18 protein-coding genes are annotated in these 16,699 nt (G+C 75.0%); 7 read left to right on the top strand and 11 right to left on the bottom strand.

Annotation, left to right across the window (positions count from 1 at the left end; all coding sequences use genetic code 11):
- Positions 1-134: 134 nt before the first annotated feature.
- Positions 135-1,454 (bottom strand): PP2C family protein-serine/threonine phosphatase, encoded by a 1,320-nt coding sequence (locus tag HK417_RS09665; RefSeq protein WP_308123479.1) that lies wholly within the window; start codon positions 1,452-1,454, stop codon positions 135-137.
- A gap of 436 nt (positions 1,455-1,890) precedes the next feature.
- Here HK417_RS09665 and HK417_RS09670 point away from each other — a divergent pair, with 436 nt between their 5' ends.
- The 3 genes from HK417_RS09670 (at position 1,891) to HK417_RS09680 (ending at position 4,849) form a co-directional block, all read left to right on the top strand.
- The gene (locus tag HK417_RS09670; protein ID WP_222265789.1) at positions 1,891-3,582 is read left to right on the top strand and encodes a hypothetical protein; all 1,692 of its coding nucleotides are present in this window, start codon (positions 1,891-1,893) and stop codon (positions 3,580-3,582) included.
- Between the two features lie 92 nt (positions 3,583-3,674).
- Positions 3,675-4,073, top strand: a complete 399-nt coding sequence (locus HK417_RS09675) for a hypothetical protein (protein ID WP_222265791.1) — start codon at positions 3,675-3,677, stop codon at positions 4,071-4,073.
- On the top strand, positions 4,034-4,849 hold the full coding sequence (locus HK417_RS09680) for a DNA alkylation repair protein (protein WP_222265793.1): 816 nt from the start codon (positions 4,034-4,036) through the stop codon (positions 4,847-4,849). Before HK417_RS09675 ends, HK417_RS09680 begins: the two co-directional genes overlap by 40 nt.
- A gap of 44 nt (positions 4,850-4,893) precedes the next feature.
- Here HK417_RS09680 and HK417_RS09685 read toward each other — a convergent pair whose 3' ends face one another.
- From HK417_RS09685 to HK417_RS09695, 3 genes are all read right to left on the bottom strand, one after another.
- Positions 4,894-5,847: an HpcH/HpaI aldolase/citrate lyase family protein gene (locus HK417_RS09685; RefSeq protein WP_222265795.1), complete on the bottom strand. Its 954-nt coding sequence runs from the start codon at positions 5,845-5,847 to the stop codon at positions 4,894-4,896.
- A gap of 106 nt (positions 5,848-5,953) precedes the next feature.
- On the bottom strand, positions 5,954-6,880 hold the full coding sequence (locus HK417_RS09690) for a DMT family transporter (RefSeq protein ID WP_261326263.1): 927 nt from the start codon (positions 6,878-6,880) through the stop codon (positions 5,954-5,956).
- The gene (locus HK417_RS09695) at positions 6,877-7,755 is read right to left on the bottom strand and encodes a PhzF family phenazine biosynthesis protein (protein WP_222265807.1); all 879 of its coding nucleotides are present in this window, start codon (positions 7,753-7,755) and stop codon (positions 6,877-6,879) included. Before HK417_RS09695 ends, HK417_RS09690 begins: the two co-directional genes overlap by 4 nt.
- A 23-nt stretch (positions 7,756-7,778) precedes the next feature.
- Here HK417_RS09695 and HK417_RS09700 point away from each other — a divergent pair, with 23 nt between their 5' ends.
- Both HK417_RS09700 and HK417_RS09705 read left to right on the top strand, forming a co-directional pair.
- Positions 7,779-9,017, top strand: a complete 1,239-nt coding sequence (locus tag HK417_RS09700) for a magnesium transporter MgtE N-terminal domain-containing protein (protein WP_222265809.1) — start codon at positions 7,779-7,781, stop codon at positions 9,015-9,017.
- Positions 9,010-9,558, top strand: coding sequence for a DUF1003 domain-containing protein (locus HK417_RS09705; RefSeq protein ID WP_222265812.1), 549 nt, complete (start codon positions 9,010-9,012; stop codon positions 9,556-9,558). Before HK417_RS09700 ends, HK417_RS09705 begins: the two co-directional genes overlap by 8 nt.
- A 3-nt stretch (positions 9,559-9,561) precedes the next feature.
- Here the strand turns inward: HK417_RS09705 and HK417_RS09710 are convergent, their stop codons facing one another.
- The 3 genes from HK417_RS09710 to HK417_RS09720 are packed head-to-tail and all read right to left on the bottom strand — an operon-like array spanning position 9,562 to position 11,100.
- A complete protein-coding gene (locus HK417_RS09710; protein WP_222265814.1) occupies positions 9,562-10,059 on the bottom strand; it encodes an AAA family ATPase in 498 nt (165 codons plus the stop codon).
- A gap of 25 nt (positions 10,060-10,084) precedes the next feature.
- On the bottom strand, positions 10,085-10,402 hold the full coding sequence (locus HK417_RS09715) for an AzlD domain-containing protein (RefSeq protein ID WP_222265815.1): 318 nt from the start codon (positions 10,400-10,402) through the stop codon (positions 10,085-10,087).
- Positions 10,399-11,100 carry an AzlC family ABC transporter permease gene (locus tag HK417_RS09720; protein WP_308123480.1) on the bottom strand — a complete coding sequence of 234 codons (702 nt, stop codon included), beginning with the start codon at positions 11,098-11,100 and terminating at the stop codon, positions 10,399-10,401. The genes HK417_RS09715 and HK417_RS09720 overlap by 4 nt, the downstream gene beginning before the upstream one ends.
- Positions 11,101-11,261: 161 nt before the next feature.
- On the opposite strand from HK417_RS09720, the gene HK417_RS09725 reads away from it, so the two are divergent.
- Entirely contained in the window at positions 11,262-12,422 is a 1,161-nt protein-coding gene (locus tag HK417_RS09725; RefSeq protein ID WP_222265820.1) for an Mrp/NBP35 family ATP-binding protein, read from the top strand.
- Between the two features lie 134 nt (positions 12,423-12,556).
- Here the strand turns inward: HK417_RS09725 and HK417_RS09730 are convergent, their stop codons facing one another.
- The 4 genes from HK417_RS09730 to sigE all read right to left on the bottom strand — a co-directional run bounded on the left by HK417_RS09730 (position 12,557) and on the right by sigE (position 15,811).
- Positions 12,557-12,934 (bottom strand): sec-independent translocase, encoded by a 378-nt coding sequence (locus HK417_RS09730; RefSeq protein ID WP_222265822.1) that lies wholly within the window; start codon positions 12,932-12,934, stop codon positions 12,557-12,559.
- Positions 12,935-13,029: 95 nt separating this feature from the next.
- The gene (locus HK417_RS25295; RefSeq protein WP_308123481.1) at positions 13,030-14,481 is read right to left on the bottom strand and encodes a S1C family serine protease; all 1,452 of its coding nucleotides are present in this window, start codon (positions 14,479-14,481) and stop codon (positions 13,030-13,032) included.
- A gap of 146 nt (positions 14,482-14,627) precedes the next feature.
- Entirely contained in the window at positions 14,628-15,197 is a 570-nt protein-coding gene (locus HK417_RS09740; RefSeq protein WP_222265824.1) for an anti-sigma factor family protein, read from the bottom strand.
- A complete protein-coding gene (gene sigE, locus HK417_RS09745; protein WP_439957915.1) occupies positions 15,194-15,811 on the bottom strand; it encodes an RNA polymerase sigma factor SigE in 618 nt (205 codons plus the stop codon). Before sigE ends, HK417_RS09740 begins: the two co-directional genes overlap by 4 nt.
- Before the next feature lie 207 nt (positions 15,812-16,018).
- Between sigE and HK417_RS09750 the strand changes: the two genes are divergently transcribed.
- Positions 16,019-16,696 carry an O-methyltransferase gene (locus HK417_RS09750; protein ID WP_222265826.1) on the top strand — a complete coding sequence of 226 codons (678 nt, stop codon included), beginning with the start codon at positions 16,019-16,021 and terminating at the stop codon, positions 16,694-16,696.
- Positions 16,697-16,699 lie beyond the last annotated feature (3 nt).

The following is a 16,699-nucleotide window of genomic DNA, read 5'->3' on the forward strand; positions in this document are numbered from 1 at the left end:
ATGAGCCGCAGCCGGACGGCGCTCCGCCCGGCGCGGGTCGCGCGCAGGCAGGGCGGGCAGGTTGCCGGCGCGCACCAGCTACCACGCGGCCGGGACGCTGATCATCCGGGACGTCCCAAGACGCACGGTCGCGGTCAGGCGGCGGTGCGGAGCACCAGGACGGCGATGTCGTCGTCGTTGGCCAGGTCGGTCATCGCCGCGAGGACGGCGTCACACAACTCCTCGGCACTCCGGTCCAGCTCCGCCCCCAGCACCTCGACCAGTCGCCGCACGCCCGCGTCCAGGTCGCTGCCGCGCCGTTCGACGAGCCCGTCGGTGTAGAGCAGCAGCACGCTGCCCGGCGGCAGCCGCACGCGGTGCTCGCTGCGCGGGGACTCCGGATCCAGGCCGAGCAGCAGGTCCACCGAGTCGAGCACCTCCACCCGGCCGTCGGGCTGGCGCAGCAGCGGCGGCGGGTGGCCGGCGGCGGACCAGCGCAGCCAGCGGGTGCTGTCAGCGTCCTCCTCGACCCGGGCCAGGACGACGGTGGCCAGCGTCTCCACCTCCAGGCCCCGCATCGCGCGGTCGAGCCGGGTCAGCAGCCGCGCCGGGCCGTCGTCGCTGTCATAGGCCAGCCCCCGCAGCAGGCTCCGCAACTGCCCCATCGCGGCGGCCGCCTCGGTGTCGTGGCCGCTGACGTCGCCGACCGCGAGCAGCGTCGCCCCGGCCGCGGTGATGAACGCGTCGTACCAGTCGCCGCCGACCTGGGCCTGCTGGGCGGCCGGCTGGTAGCGGACGGCGATCTCCAACGCGTCCGGGGTGGCGGGCCGGGTGAGCAATGCCCGCTGCAGCCCCTCGGCCAGCCGCTGCACGGCGCGGACCGCCTCCCACTGAGCCTCCAGGTGCTGGATCCGGTCCAGCGCCTGGGCGCACAGCGCGGCGAACGCGCGGAGCAGGTCGACCTCGTCCTCGGCGAACTCCCGCTCCTCCACCCACGAGGCCACCAGTGAGCCGAGCAGCCGGTTGCCCACCCGCAACGGCAGCGCGGCCCAGGCGTACCGCTGGGTGGTGGCGAACACCGGGGCGGTCTCCGGCGCCCAGGCGAGTCCGGCGGCCTCGTTCGGGAGCAGCAGTTGCTCTCCGTGGACGGCCACCCAGGCCCCGGGCAGCGGACTGTCCCAGGGCTGCTCGCCGTAGGCGATCTGGACCTCCTGGCCCAGCTCCTCGCTGACCGCCAGCCGAACGACGCGGGCCTTCTCGTCGCGCACGGCCACCGCACCGCCGTCGGCCCCGAGCACCGGCAGCCCCCGGCCGATGACGACGGCGGTGAGGTCCTCGACGGTCTCAGCGCCGAGCAGGTCGAGAGCCACGGCGGCCAGCCGCTGCAGGCGCTCCTCGGCCCGCCGCTCCGCGATCCGCAGCCCGGCCAGCTCCCGCTGCAGCTCCTCGGCCCCGGTCACCCCCTGGTCGGTCACGCTCGCTCCCTCGCCGGGGCCGCTGCGGGTCCGACCAGCACGGGGTCACCGGTGCCGCAGACCCTAGGTCAGCGGCCGATCGGCGCGGGAGCCCGCCCGCACGGCTCGTCGCGCGGCGGACCCGGGGCATGGGCACTGCCGGCGTAGGTAGCCACCCGCGTGTCCCGCGCTCCCCGCTGACGCGCCGAGGGGCCGTACTCGTCGGGCGATCCGACGCGACTTCGACCCAGGAACGGCGAAACACCCGAATCGCTGTGACGTTCGCCACATCTCATCCCGAGCTGCAGGCGCACACCGGGGCAGTTCCACTGCGGCACGCCGTGCCCACCAGCGGGTTCGGAGTCCACCCCCACCCCCCGCACCACTACGTGAAGATCACAATTCGTTACGTAGCGTGTACTCACCGCACTCACTCACCTGAGGATCCACACAACTGATGAAGCGCTCCATCAAGCTGGCGACCGCGTCGCTGGCCGTCACGCTCGCGTCCTCCGGCCTGGGCGTCCTGTCGTCCACAGACAAACCCTCCGTGCTTGACATCCGCGTACAGGCCGCCGCGAACGACGTGGAGGAGCGCCCCGGCCGGACCGCCGTGTCGGGCAGCGACCTGGACCTCGGCACCGACGGGTCGACGGCGCAGAGCGTGGGCCTGCGGTTCACCGGGATCTCCGTTCCGGCCGGGGCCACGATCAGCAGGGCCTACGTGCAGTTCCAGTCCGACGAGGTGGGGACCGACCCGGCCGAGCTGACCATCGCCGGCCAGGCTGCCGACGACGCGGCGATCTTCACCGCCGCCTCGACGGACGTCTCCGCCCGGCCGCGGACGACGGCCAACGTCTCCTGGACGCCGGCACCCTGGTCGACGGCGGGGGCCCGCGGTGCCGATCAGCGCACCCCGGACCTGTCGTCGGTGGTCCAGGAGGTCGTCTCCCGCTCCGGCTGGGAGAGCGGCAGCGCCCTCGCCCTCGTCATCAGCGGGACCGGGACGCGCACCGCCGAGGCGTTCGAGAGCGGCGCGAAGAAGTCCCCCGCCCTCCACATCGAGTACGCGACCGCATCGAGCGCGGCACCGGCACCGGCACCGGTGCCGGCCCCCTCACCAGCACCAGCACCGTCGCCGTCGCCGTCACCCGCGCAGCCGCCGACGCCGGCACCCTCAGGAGCACCAGGGGCGGCACCAGCACCCACGCCCCCCGGCAGCGGCGCGGGCGCCGGGACCGTCACCCCGAACCGGTGCGGAGGTGCCGGACGCGCCGCTGTGCGCCCCCTCTCGGCCGGCACCACGCTGACCACCCAGTGGGTCGCGAAGGCCCCGCAGAACGACGCCACCTATGACCTGTCCGGGATCACCTCGACCGCGTACCCGGCGACCAACTCGGTCTTCGCGGCCGGCACCGGCACTGCGGCCGCCCGCACGTGCATCGTCGGCGGCACGATCCTCGGCCAGGCGGATGACAGCCAGACCTGGAGCTACTACCACGACCAGTTCAACGCGGCCTGCGTCAAGATCATCGCCATCGAGTCGATGCAGGTGCACAACGTCCGCTGCGACAACGTCGAGGACGGCATCAAGCCGCAGGAGAACGGCGTCAACGCCAACAACGCCACGTTCCTCGTGACCGGCACCTACCTGTCCCGCATCCGGGACGACTGCATGGAGAACGACTACACCGTCGGTGGGGTGCTCCGTGACAACCTGTGGGAGCAGTGCAACACCGGCATCTCCGAGCGCCCGTCGAGTGACCGGTCGTGGCCGACGCCCGCGTCGGAGACCCTCACCCTCGACCACATGCTGATCGGCCTCTACGAGACGCCCCACGTCGAGGGCGGCAAGGTCGTGATGGGCGAGAACGCCTTGTTCAAGTGGTCGGAGTCGGGCAACCGCGTGATCATCAAGTGCTCGGTGTTCAAGGTCGACTCGGTGTCCCTGAACGGCACCGACTCGATGGCACTGCCTCCGGGGACGGTCGTCGACGACTCCGCCTGCCCGGACAAGCCCTCCACCATCGTGTGGCTGGGTGGCGGGGCCTATCCGGCCGACACGGCCGGGATGCGGGTCGTCAGCGATCGGTCCGTGTGGGACGCCGCGGTCAGCAAATGGAAGACCGACCACGGCTACCGGCCCTGATCTCACGTCACCACGGCGCGGCGGCCCCCGGGACACCGGGAGCCGCCGCGTCGGCGCCTTCGGGAGTGGAGCGCACACGGCAGACTCGGGGCATGGTCACTCCTCGGCACACCCCCGTACGGACGGCCCGCCCGCACCCGGCGTGGAGCGCCCTGGTGGGGCTGACCACCCTCGGCGTGCTGCTGCAGGGACTGTGGGCCGGCCTGTTCCTGCGCCCCGACGCCGGCGGCCCCTGGTACTCGGTCCACCAGCACGGCGGCGAGGCGACGGTGACGCTGGCCGCCCTCGCGACGATCGCGGCCGCCCTCTGGCTGCGCACCCGGCGCGACCTGCTGGTCGGGACGGCGCTGCTGCTGGTGCTGCTGGTGGCCGAGTACTTCCTCGGCCGGGCCGGTGACGGCAGCCTCGCGCTGCACCTGCCGCTCGCCCTGCTGATCATGGCGGTGGCCGTGTGGCTGCCGATGGCGGCCCGGCGCGGGGACCGGCCCTGACCGCCCTCGTCTCCGCGGTGCGCGCGGCGCTGCGGGCGGCCGCCGACCCCGAGCGCGGCCGCGGCATGCAGACCTATCTCAAGTCGACGCAGCCCTGCATCGGGGTGCGCATGCCGGAGGTCCGTCGGCTCACCCGGACGGCGGCCACCGAGCACCCGCCGGCCTCGGTCGGCGCCGTCGAGCGGGCAGCGGGCGAGCTCTGGCGCGCCGCCACGTACCGGGAGGAGCGGTACGCGGCCACCGCGCTCACCGGTCTGCCGGTGGCCGACGGCGCCCTCGACCTGCTGCCGCTGCACACCGAGATGATCGTCACCGGGGCGTGGTGGGACCTGGTGGACGGCGTCTCCCCCCGGGTGCGGGCACTGCTGCTCGCACAGCCGGGGGCGATGACGCCGGTGCTGCGGGACTGGGCGCGCTCGCCGGACCGGTGGCTGCGGCGCAGCGCCGTGATCGCGCAGGTGGGGGCAAAGGACCGCACCGACACCGAGCTGCTCGCCGAGGTGATCGAGGTCAACGCCGCCGACCCGGAGTTCTTCGTCCGCAAGGCGATCGGCTGGGCGCTGCGCGACCTGGCCAAGACCGATCCGGCCTGGGTCCGCCGGTTCCTGGCCGAGCACGAGCTCAGCCCGCTGTCCCGGCGAGGCAGCCAAGCACCTCGACGGCGGACGAGTTGGCGCCACCGGCTGAGCCCTCCCCGGAGAGTGGTGCTCTGCCCACCGTGGTGGGCAGAGCACGAGCGGCCGGGAGGACACAGTTTGCGGACGCCTGTGCTCTGAGTGCCCCCTGCACTCAGAGCACAAGGGTGCGCAGGAGGACCTGCTCAGGCCTGCGGCGGGGTGAAGGACGACGTCCGGGACATGCCGGCCGCCCGGCCCTTCCCCGCGATCACCAGCGCCATCGCGCGGCTGGCCTCGTCGATCATCTCGTCGCCGAGCATCGCCGAGCCCTTCGCGCCGCCGGCCGCGGAGGTGGACCAGTCGTAGGCGTCGAGGATCAGCTCGGCGTGGTCGTAGTCCTCCTGGGACGGCGCGAACACCTCGTTGGCCGCCTCGATCTGGTCCGGGTGCAGCACCCACTTGCCGTCGAAGCCGAGGACCGCCGAGCGCCGGGCCGCCGCGCGGAAGCCGTCCACGTCGCGGACCTGGAGGAACGGCCCGTCGATCGCCTGCACACCGGCGGCACGGGCGGCCACCAGGATCGTCATGAGGACGTGGTGGAAGGGGTCGCCGGGGTAGTCGGGGTGCAGGGTGCCGACGGCGAGGGTCTTCATGTTCATGCTGGCCATGAAGTCGGCCGGGCCGAAGACGAGCGTCTCGACCCGCGGGCTGGCGGACGCGATCGCGCTGACGTTCACCAGCCCCCGCGCGTCCTCGATCTGCGCCTCGATGCCGATCCGGCCGACGTCGAGCCCGTTGGCCCGCTCCACCTGCGCGAGCAGCAGGTCCAGCGCCCGCACCTCGCCGGCGTCGGCGACCTTGGGCAGCACGACGCAGTCGAGCTCCGCGCCCGCGCCGTCCACGACCTCGATGACGTCGCGGTAGGTCCACTCGGTCGTCCAGCCGTTGACCCGGACGGCGCGGATCTTCGGCCCCCAGCCGCCCTCGTTGAGCGCCGCCACGATGTTCTTGCGGGCCGCGGGCTTGGCCAGCGGAGCGCAGGCGTCCTCAAGGTCGAGGAAGACCTGGTCGGGGCGCAGTCCCTTGGCCTTCTCCAGAAACCGGGGGTTGCTCCCCGGGACGGCGAGGTTCGAACGACGGGATCGGAGCTCGGCCACGGTGCCTCCGCTGATCGACGGCGCGTCGTTACCGAAGAGTAGAGGTCGGCCGCCCCGCAGGGGCCCGCCGCGAGCTCGCGAGTGGCGGGGGGCGGGGGGTCCTTCCTCAGAGCGGCTCGGGTTCGGGTACGGGCCGGCCGGCCCGCACCACGAGGGCGACGCCGACGACGACGGCCAGCATCCCGGGCAGGGCCAGCAGCGGCGGGACCTGCTGCAGCAGCACCAGCGCCACCAGCAGCGCGCCGGGCACCTCCAGCAGGATCACCAGGCCCACCACGGTCGGGCCGACCGAGGAGAGCACGAGGTTCAGCAGGGTGTGCCCGAGCAGCTGGGCGCAGAAGGTGATCGCCGCGATCAGCCACCAGTCGCGGGTGCTGAAGCCGGCCAGCGGGAGGCCCGCCAGCAGCGCGGCGATGGCCAGCGCGCCGGCGCACACCGAGTAGCAGGTCACCGCGTAGGCCGAGGTGGTCAGCCGTTCCCGGGCCCGCGCGCCGGCGAGCATGTAGCCGCCCGCGCAGATCGCCCCCAGCAGCGCCAGGCCGTCCCCGGCCAGCGCCTCCCAGGAGACGGTGACGTCGACCCCGGCGATCAGTGCGGCGCCGAGCACGGCCAGCGCCAGCCCCCACCACACCTTCGCGGGCAGCTCGACCCCGGAGAACCGCGCGGCCAGCGCCGTCCAGACCGGGGTGGTCGTCACCAGGGCCGTGGACGCGGCGACCGTCGTCATCGACAGGCTCGGCAGCCAGGCGGCGAAGTGCGCCGCCAGGAACAGCCCGGCCACCACCGAGCTGGTGAGGTCGCGGGGGCGCAGGCCGGCCAGCGTCCCGCGCTCGCGCAGCAGCAGGACCGGCAGCAGCAGGGCGGCACCGGCCGCGTTGCGCCAGAACGCGATCGCCAGGAAGGACGTCGTGACCATCGCGGTGAGCGGGCCGGAGAAGGAGACGCCGGCGACGGCCACCGCCATGAGCGCGGTTTCGCGGCTCCCCGGCCGGGTGACCGCCCAGGCCGGTGCCGCCGCGGCGACGCCGGTCATGGGATCAGGACGGTGCCGGTGGCGACCGGCCGCACCGCCCCGGCCACGCTGACCTGGGCGACCTCGCCGCCGGTGACGGTGACCCGGCCGGCCAGCTCGGACGGCCGGCCGACCGCGGCGCCCTGGGCGAGCCGGTACTCGGTGGTGCCCTCGCCGACCAGCCCGACCGCGGCCAGCCAGATGCCGGTGCCCAGGGCAGCCGAGCCGGTGGCCGGGTCCTCCTGGAAGTCCAGGCCGTCGGCGAACACCCGCACCGTGCCCGAGCTGGTGGCGGCGTCCCACTCCAGCACGGAGACCCCGCCGTGCACCCCGGAGAGCGCGGCGCCCAGCGCGGCCGGGTTGGGCACGGCGCGTTCTGCCGCCCCGGGCCGCACCTCGAGCTGGGCGAAGTCGATGCCGCAGCCGACCAGGTGCGCCGGGCGGCCGGTCGTGTCCGCGGCGTCGAGGCCGAGGGCCGCGGCCAGCGCGGCGGCTTCCGGTCCCGGGCGCAGCGACACCGTGCCGCCGGTGAGCCGGGCACCGGCGTCGTCCACCTCGATGGCGACCACGCCGGCCCCGCACTCCTGCTGCACGACCCCGGCGGGCAGCCGGCCGAGCCGGACGAGGGTGTGCGCGGTGCCGACGCTGGGGTGCCCGGCGAAGGGCAGCTCGGTGCGCGGGGTGAAGATCCGCACCCGATACGAGGCGATCGGCTCGGTCGGCGCGCTGACGAAGGTGGACTCGGCGTAGCCGAACTCGGCGGCCAGCGTCTGGCACTGCGCCGTCGTCAGGTCCCCGGCGTCCAGGACGACGGCGAGCTGGTTGCCGCTGAACGGATGCGGCGCGAACACGTCCACGACCTCGTAGTCCAGCCGTCCATCTCCGGGGGTCGTCACAGTCGCGACGGTAGCCTCCCCCCGTGACGACGGTGACGAGGGCGTACGTCTCGCGCATCGCCGGGCTGACGGTCTTCGACCCCAACGGCGACCGGGTCGGCAAGGCCCGCGACGTGCTGGTCGCCCTCCGGGTCGGCACGGCCGTGCCGCGGGTGCTCGGCCTCATCGTCGAGGTGGTCGCCCGGCGCCGGATCTTCTGCCCGATGGGCCGGGTCACCGGACTGGACGCCACCTCGGTGACGCTCTCCTCGGGCACCGTCAACCTCAAGCGCTTCGAGCAGCGGGCCGGCGAGACGCTCGTGCTCGGGGAGCTGCTGGACCGGTCGGTGACGATCGTGGAGTCCGGCCGGCCGGCCACGGTCGTCGACGCGGCGATCGAGCAGACCCGCACCGGCGACTGGGTGCTCTCCCGCCTCGCCGTCCAGGAGCCCGGGCGGCTCGGCCGCCGCGGCCAGCTCCACCAGCTGGCCTGGGACGAGGTCAACGGGCTGGCCCTGCCGGAGACCGGGCAGAGCGCCGAGACGCTGATCGCCACCTACCGCGACCTCAACGCCGCCGACGTCGCGCACGCGCTGCAGGAGCTGCCGATCAAGCGGCGGCACGAGGTGGCCGAGGCGCTCAGCGACGAGCGGCTGGCCGACGTCCTGGGCGAGCTGCCCGAGGCCGAGCAGATCGTCATCCTGGGCACCCTGGAGGAGCGGCGGGCCGCCGACGTGCTCGAGGAGATGGACCCCGACGACGCCGCCGACCTGCTGGCCGAGCTGTCCAACGTCGACCGCAACCGGCTGCTGGAGCTCATGGAGCCCGACGAGGCCGAGCCGGTGCGCCAGCTGCTCAAGTACTCGGAGGACACCGCCGGCGGGATCATGACCAGCGAGCCGGTGATCCTGACTCCGGACGCCACCATCGCCGAGGCGCTCGCCCGGGTCCGGGTGCCCGAGCTGACCCCGGCGCTGGCCAGCCAGGTGTACGTCTGCCGGCCGCCGTCGGCCACGCCGACCGGCCGGTACCTGGGGCTGGCGCACATCCAGCGACTGCTGCGCGAGCCCCCGTCCGGACTGGTCAGCGGGGTCCTCGACGACCTGGAGCCGCTGCACCCGGAGGCCCCGCTGGGCGAGGTGACCCGCTACTTCGCCACCTACAACCTGGTGGCCGCCCCGGTCGTCGACGCCCAGGGGCGGCTGGTCGGCGCGGTGAGCGTGGACGACGTCCTCGACCACCTCCTGCCCGAGGACTGGCGCGAGCGGACCCGCCGTGGTTGACCCGGACCGGCGCGCCGACCAGCGGCTCGACCAGCCCCGCGGCAACCGGTCGCTGGGCAGCGCCCTGCGCTTCGACCCCGACGCGATCGGTCGGTTCGCCGAGGGGATCGCCCGCTTCCTGGGAACCGGGCGCTTCCTCGCCGTCCAGACGATCATCGTGATCGTCTGGATCGTGCTGAACGTCGCCGCGGTCAACCTCCGCTGGGACCCCTACCCCTTCATCCTGCTGAACCTGGCCTTCTCCACCCAGGCCGCGTACGCCGCGCCGCTGATCCTGCTGGCGCAAAACCGGCAGGCCGACCGGGACCGGGTGCAGGCCGAGGAGGACCGCAGCCGGGCCGCGCAGACCCGTGCGGACACCGAGTACCTCGCCCGCGAGCTGGCCTCGCTGCGGGTCGCGGTCGGGGAGCTCGCCACCCGCGACTTCATCCGCGGTGAGCTCAACCGGGTTCTGAGCGAGGACGGCGACGAGGGCGGTCACGACCGCAAGAAGAAGTCCGGCAAGAAGCGGCGGGAGGCCGCGCCGGAGACCGCGGGCTGAGGCTCAGCGCCCCAGGGCGGTGAGGACGGCGGCCACCGGGTCGCCCTTCGCCGTGTCGACGACGGTGTGCCGCTCGTGCCACTGGTCGACGTCCCGCCGGGTGACCGCGGGCCAGTCCGCGGCGAGGTGCCCGGGCAGGTCCGCGACCCGCTGCTCGACCCGGCGGCGGTGCTCGGCCGGGTCGGTGCAGATCAGCCGCAGCCAGTGCGCCGGGGTGTCGTGCCGGGCCGCCAGCTCCCGGAACGCCCGGCGGGACGCGGCCACCGGGAACACGGCGTCGACCACGACGTCCGTGCCGGCGGCCAGGCAGGTGTCCGCGGCCGCGCGGGCGAGGTCGTACCCGTGGGTGCCGACCCCGGCCGGGGACGGGACGAGGCCCTGCACGACGAGCGCGGCCTCGAAGGCGTCGATCCGTAGGTGCGCGGCCCCCAGCCGGCCGGCCACCGCGCGGGCCACCGTCGTCTTCCCCACGCCGGGCACCCCGCCGATCACGATGAGCACACCGCCCATCCTGCCCGCAGGGCGATCAGCCGGTGAGGACGTGGACCAGCGCGCCGGCAGCGCCGGCCAGCACCAGGACGACGATGAACGGGGCCCGCAGCGCCAGCGCGACGGCGGCGACCGCCAGCCCGACCAGCCGCCCGTCGAGGACCAGCGCCGAGCCGGAGCTCGCCACCTGCACGGCCACCAGCGCGGCCAGCAGCGCGGCGGGCACGAACTCCACCACCCGCGTCACCCACGGCCGCTCCACCCAGGCCGCGGGCACCGACAGCCCGGCGAGCTTGAGCAGGTAGCAGCCCACCGCGCCGACGAGGACGACCGCCCACAGCGTCCCGGAGCTCACGCGGTCTCCTCCGCGGCGACCCGGCGCGGCCGGCCGGCCAGCCCGACCGCGACCACCGCGAGGATCACCTGCACGCCCGGCGGCACGAACGGCGTGAGCACCAGCGCGACGACCGCCCCGCCGAGCGCGACCCGCCGCTGGACGGCCGGCTCGTTCGCCGCGCGGGTCAACCGGGGCCACAGCAGCGCCAGGAACGCGGCCGGGACGACGGAGTCCAGTGCCGCCTGCGCGGTCTCCCCCAGGCCGGCCGCGCCCAGCGAGCCGATCACGGTGGTCACGTTCCAGCCGAGGTAGATGGTCGCGCCGGTGGCCCAGAAGGCGACCCGGCCGAGCTCGCGGTCCGGCGCGGCGACGGCCATCGCGGTCGTCTCGTCGATCACCCAGTGCGCGGCGCCCGCCCGGCGCGGCCAGCCGCGCGGCGCGAGCAGCGGCGCGAGCCGGACGCCGTAAACGGTGTTGCGGGTGCCCAGCAGCAGCGCGCTGCCGACGGCGGCCGCCGCTCCCCCGCCCGCGCTCAGCACGCCGACCAGCGCGAACTGCGAGGCGCCGGTGAACATCACCGCGGACATGGTCAGCGCCTGCCAGGTGCTCAGGCCGGCTCCCGCGGCCGCCGCACCGAAGGCGACGCCGTACAGGCCGACGGCGGCCCCGAGACCGATGGCGTCGCGGAGGGTCCGGGAACGGTCCGACGTCGACACCCTGCTGACCCTAGTGAGCGGTACTGACATGCCCTGGCTCACACCAGCGACGAACGGGCGCCCCCGTCCCCGGCCGTACAGTGGAGTTCGCCCGCGTCCGGGTTCTCGCAGGTGCGGGGCTCGGCTGTCCCGGGCTCCCCGTCGAAGGAGACTCATCCCGCATGTCCGACACGCTGACCGGGTCGCCGGCGCTGGACGCCGTCAACGCGGCGCTCGCGACCGTCCAGGACCCGGAGATCAACCGCCCGCTGCCCGAGCTCGGCATGGTCAAGGACGTGCAGATCGGGGTCGGCGGCGACCCGGGCGCCGTCCGGGTCGAGGTCTACCTGACCGTCGCCGGCTGCCCGATGCGCGAGACGATCACCAACCGGGTCACCCAAGCCGTCTCCGCCGTCCCCGGCGTGACCGCCGTCCAGGTCGTCCTGGACATCATGAACGACGAGCAGCGCGCCGAGCTGCGCAAGACCGTGCGCGGCACCGACGCCGCCGACCCGGTCATCCCCTTCGCCCAGCCGGGGTCGCTGACCCGCGTGTACGCGGTCGCCTCGGGCAAGGGCGGGGTCGGCAAGTCCAGCGTCACGGTGAACCTGGCGGCCGCGCTGGCCAGGCGCGGCCTGTCGGTGGGCGTGGTGGACGCCGACATCTACGGCCACTCGGTGCCGCGGATGCTCGGCGTGGACGACAAGCCCACTCAGGTCGACAACATGATCATGCCGCCGCAGTCGATGGGCGTGAAGGTCATCTCGATCGGCATGTTCACCCCGGGCAACACCCCGGTCGTCTGGCGCGGGCCGATGCTGCACCGCGCGCTGCAGCAGTTCCTCGCCGACGTGTGGTGGGGCGACCTCGACGTCCTGCTGCTCGACCTCCCGCCGGGCACCGGTGACGTGGCGATCTCCATCGCCCAGCTGCTGCCCAACGCCGAGATCCTGGTGGTCACCACCCCGCAGCTGGCCGCCGCCGAGGTGGCCGAGCGGGCGGGGGCGATCGCCACCCAGACCCACCAGCAGGTGGTCGGCGTCATCGAGAACATGTCGTGGCTGGAGCTGCCCGACGGCTCCCGCATGGAGGTCTTCGGCTCCGGTGGCGGCCAGGCGGTCTCCGACGCGCTGACCAGGACCCTCGGCGCCCGGGTGCCGCTGCTCGGCCAGATCCCGCTGGACACCCGGCTGCGCGAGGCCGGTGACGCGGGCGCGCCGATCGTGCTGGCCGAGCCGGACGCTCCCGCGGCGCAGGCGCTGAGCGCGATCGCCGACGGCCTCGCCGTCCGTCAGCGCGGCCTGTCCGGCATGTCGCTCGGGCTCACCCCCGTCCGCCGGTAAGGCCTGAACGACGGAGGCCGGTCACCCCGCGAGGGGTGGCCGGCCGCTACGTTGTCGTGCCGGCCTCGGTGCAGGGGCCCGTGGGGGCACCGAGGTCCTTCTGCTGGCCGCGGTGGGGTCCGGTAGGACGACAGTCAGGTCGCGTCGGCGTCGAAGGGCGGGGGAACGGCGGAGTCCCGGGGCCGCTGCGCCTCCGCCGTCCGCACCGCCGCGTTGCGCGTGCGTGCGCTGGACCCGGCGGCCCGCCGCGCGGGGGGCTCCTCGTCCTCGAGCAGCTGCTGCCGGATGAACGTCCTGGGGTGGTACTGCCGCAGGTCGAGGTCGCGCAGGTGGTCGAAGTCGTCGCCCAGCGTGTCGTGCAGCTGGCCGCGGACCCCGGTGATCGCCGTGCGCGCCTTCCTCAGTCCGCTGGCCGCGTCCTTGGCCAGGGTCGGCAGGCGGTCGGGACCGAAGATGAACAGCGCGGCCAGCGCCAGGACGACGATCTCACCCCAGCCGATCGAGTCGAACACCGTTCCTCCTCGCGCCCGGCACCCCTGCGGCGCAGCCGCGGTCGCCGTCCAGGGTAGGTGGGCCGCCCGGGCCGGAGGTGGACGGCGGTCCTCCATCAGGCGGTGTCGAGCGTGGCCTCGACCTCGGTCGAGCTGCCGCCGCGCACCAGCTCCACCGTCACCGTGTCGCCCGGGTCGTGGGCGTCGACGGCGACCTGCAGCTCCTCCGAGCTGCCGACCGGCTCGCCGTCGACCGCGATGACGACGTCCTGCTCCTGGATGCCGGCCTCGGCCGCGGCGCTGGCCGGCTCGACGTTGACCACCAGCGCACCGTCCCGGGTGCCGTCGGTGACCGAGCGGGCGTTGACGCCCAGCGAGGCGTGCACCGCCTGACCGGTCGAGATCAACTGCTCGGCGATCTCCCGGACCGTGTCCACCGGGATCGCGAAACCCAGCCCGATGGAGCCACCGGTCGTGCCGTTGCCGCCGACCGAGGCGATCGCGGTGTTGATGCCGATGACCGCGCCGGCGTTGTCGACCAGGGCTCCGCCGGAGTTGCCCGGGTTGATCGGCGCGTCGGTCTGCACCGCGCTGATCACCGCGTTGGTGTCGCTGCCCTCCCCGGACAGCCGCACCGGCCGGTCCAGCGCACTGACGATCCCGCTGGTCACCGTGCCGGCCAGCCCCAGCGGCGAGCCGATGGCGACGACCGGGTCGCCGACGACGAGCTCCCCGGAGTCCCCGAGGGAGGCGGCGACCAGCCCCGGCTTCTCCACCTTCAGGACGGCGAGGTCGCTGGCCGGGTCACGCCCGACGATCCGGGCCGCGGAGCCACTGCCGTCGCTGAACACCGCCCGGATCTCCGCGTCGTCGGAGTCCGCGGCACCGGAGATCACGTGGTTGTTGGTGACGACGTAGCCGCCCTCGGCGTCCACGACGACCCCCGACCCGGTGGCGCCGGCGTTGGCCAGCCGGACCTCGACCGAGACAACGGCCGGGCCCACCCGCGCGGCGATGTCGGCGACCGAGCCCGGCTCCCGGCTGGCGCCCGGGGACACCTCGGACAGCTGCGTGTCCGGGGACAGCAACGGCTCCTCGTCCGCGGTGCGGCCGAGGAACCAGGCCGTCGTGCCGCTGACCAGGCCGACGAGCATCAGGGCGAGCAGCGCCAGCGAGGCGAGCCGGACCGAGACGTCACGCAGCCGGACCTTGCGCCGTCCGCGAGCGTCGACGAGGAACGGGCCAGAGCGGCGTTCCTCGTCCTCCGGGTAGCGGGCCGGCGCGCCGAGCGCCGCAGGGGCGTAGGGGTCCCGCCACGGGTCGGCGGTCGCGTCCGCCTTCCAGAACGGGCCGGTCGCGGTCCGCCGCGGCTGGCGGCGCCCCTCCGGCGGCTCCCCGAGGCCGGTGGCCCCGCCGCGCGGGGCGAAGGCGCGCAGCACCGCCTCGGGCGGCGGAGGTGGCGTGGGGCGCGGGGGCGCCGTCGGCCGGTCGCCGGCGAACGAGCCGGCGACGTCCCCGGGCCGCCCGAACGCGGCCTGCTCGGCCGGGGGCGGCGGGGGGCTCTGCACCGGGCGCGGAGGCGGTGGGCGGTCAGCCGGCGCGAAGGGACCCGCGGTGCCGGCCGGGCGCGCGAAGGCCTGCTCGCCGGCGGTTTCGACGGGGGGCTGCGCGGAGGCGGAGTCGTCCGGACGCGAGCCCGCGCCGGTGCTCGCCGTCAGTTCGGCCCGCCGGGTGGCAGTGCGGTGACGGCGTTGATCGTGCGCACCACGGGCGGCACCACGTCGGTGCGCTCCGTGGGCAGGGTCTCGCGGACCGCCCCGGCGACCGAGCCGGGCGGCGGGACGTCCTTGGTGCGCTCGGCCGCGGGCAGGCCGACCGCGAGCACGGCGACACCCAGGCCGAGGCCGGCGAGGGCGCCGGTCATGCCCCGGCGCAGCCAGCGGGCATGACCCGGGCGGGCCGGGGGCTCGGGCGGTGCCAGCGGGATCGCCCACGAGCCGGCGGTGAGCCCGCCGGCGGCGGCGCTCAGCCCGCCCAGGCCGCCACCGGACACGTCGGCGGTGAACGGGATGGCGTTCAGCCGGGACAGCAGGGCACCGGGGACGGCGACGTCCGCGTCCCGCTGCAGGGCGGCCTTGGCCTCCCGCTGGGCCTGCACGGCCAGGCGGCACTGGGTGCAGCCGGTGAGGTGCCGGGCCGCCCGGTTCGCGGCGCCGCCGGAGAGCTCGCCGTCGACCAGCGCGGCGATGGCCTCCTGCGCCAGGTGGCTCTCCGGGATGCTCACCGGATCACCTCCTCCGCGGCGGCGGGACGGCGGGGCGCCAGGTGGGCCAGCGCCTCGCGCAGCTGCACGCGACCGCGGTGGATGCGGCTGCGCACGGTGCCGAGCTTGATGCCCAGGGTGGCGGCGATCTCCTCGTAGGTGAGGCCCTCGATGTCGCAGAGGACCACGGCCACCCGGAACTCTGGGGAGAGCGCGTCCAGCGCGGCCTGCACCTGCGGGTCCAGGTGGGTGTCGGCGTAGACCTGCTCCGGCGACGGCGCCGACCCGGGCAGGCGCTCGGTGTCCTCGGGGAGCGCGTCGAACCGGATCCGCTGCCGGCGCCGCACCATGTCCAGGAAGAGGTTCGTGGTGATGCGGTGCAGCCAGCCCTCGAAGGTGCCGGGCGAGAAGTCCGCGAGCGAGCGGAAGACCCGGACGAAGGTCTCCTGGGTCAGGTCCTCGGCGTCCTGCTGGTTGCCCGAGAGCCGGTAGGCCAGCCGGTACACCCGCGCGGAGTGCTCGCGCACGACCTGGTCCCAGGTCGGGGCGACCCACCCGTCGGCGGCGTCGGCCGGCAGGACGGGGGCGGCCTCGGGCACGGCGGTACCCGGCCCGGTCGCTGCGGCCTCGCTCACCACACCAGGATCGCAGACGCCCGGCCCGGACACCTCCCCGGCAGGAACGGATTCATCGGAGGGACGGCGGACGGCGGTACGCGGCAGACGCACGTCCTGATCAACGGAGGACGTCCCGGGCGGTGTTCCCGGAGGCGCAGACCCACAGGGAGTTCCCAGGCAGCACCCGCCACGGCGGGCACACCGCCCCGCCACTACCCTCGCCGGGTGACCAGCACCGCGGGACCGCCCCCCTCCGGAGGCTCCCCGACCGGTGCCGCGGCCTGGGCCGATTCCTTCGCCACCGAGACCCCCGCGATGCTCGCGGCAAGGCAGCGCGCCCTCACGTCGGCCACCGCCTTCGGCACCCCTGAGCCCGTCGAGCCCGCCGTCGGCGCGACGCTCGCCGTCCTCGCGGCCGGCTCCGACGCCCGGGCGGTCGTCTCGATCGGCAGCGGCGGCGGGGTCACCGGGCTGTGGCTGCTGCAGGGGATGCGGCCCGACGGCGTCCTCACCGCCCTGGACGGCGACCCCGCCGAGCTGCGGGCCGCCCGGCGCGCGTTCACCGAGGCCGCGACGCCGAGCGGGCGCACCCGGCTGATCTTCGGCACCCCCGCCGAGGTGCTGCCCCGGCTCTCCCCCGGCGCCTATGACCTGGTCGTCTGCGCCGGCCCGCCGCTGGAGTACTCCGGGCAGCTCAACGGCCTGCTCGGGCTGGTCCGCCGGGGCGGCTCGCTCGTCTGCCACGGCCTGCTGGCGCAGGACCGGATCGCCGACCGGTCGGCCCGGGACGCGCAGACGGTGGCCTGGCGGGAGATCGCCCGGATCCTCCGTGAGGACGAGACGCTGACCTGCGCCGTCCTGCCGATGGGCGCGGGCCTGCTGGTCGCCACCAAACGCGTCTGAGAG

The organism is Modestobacter marinus (assembly GCF_019799945.1).
GTDB lineage: Bacteria > Actinomycetota > Actinomycetes > Mycobacteriales > Geodermatophilaceae > Modestobacter > Modestobacter marinus_B.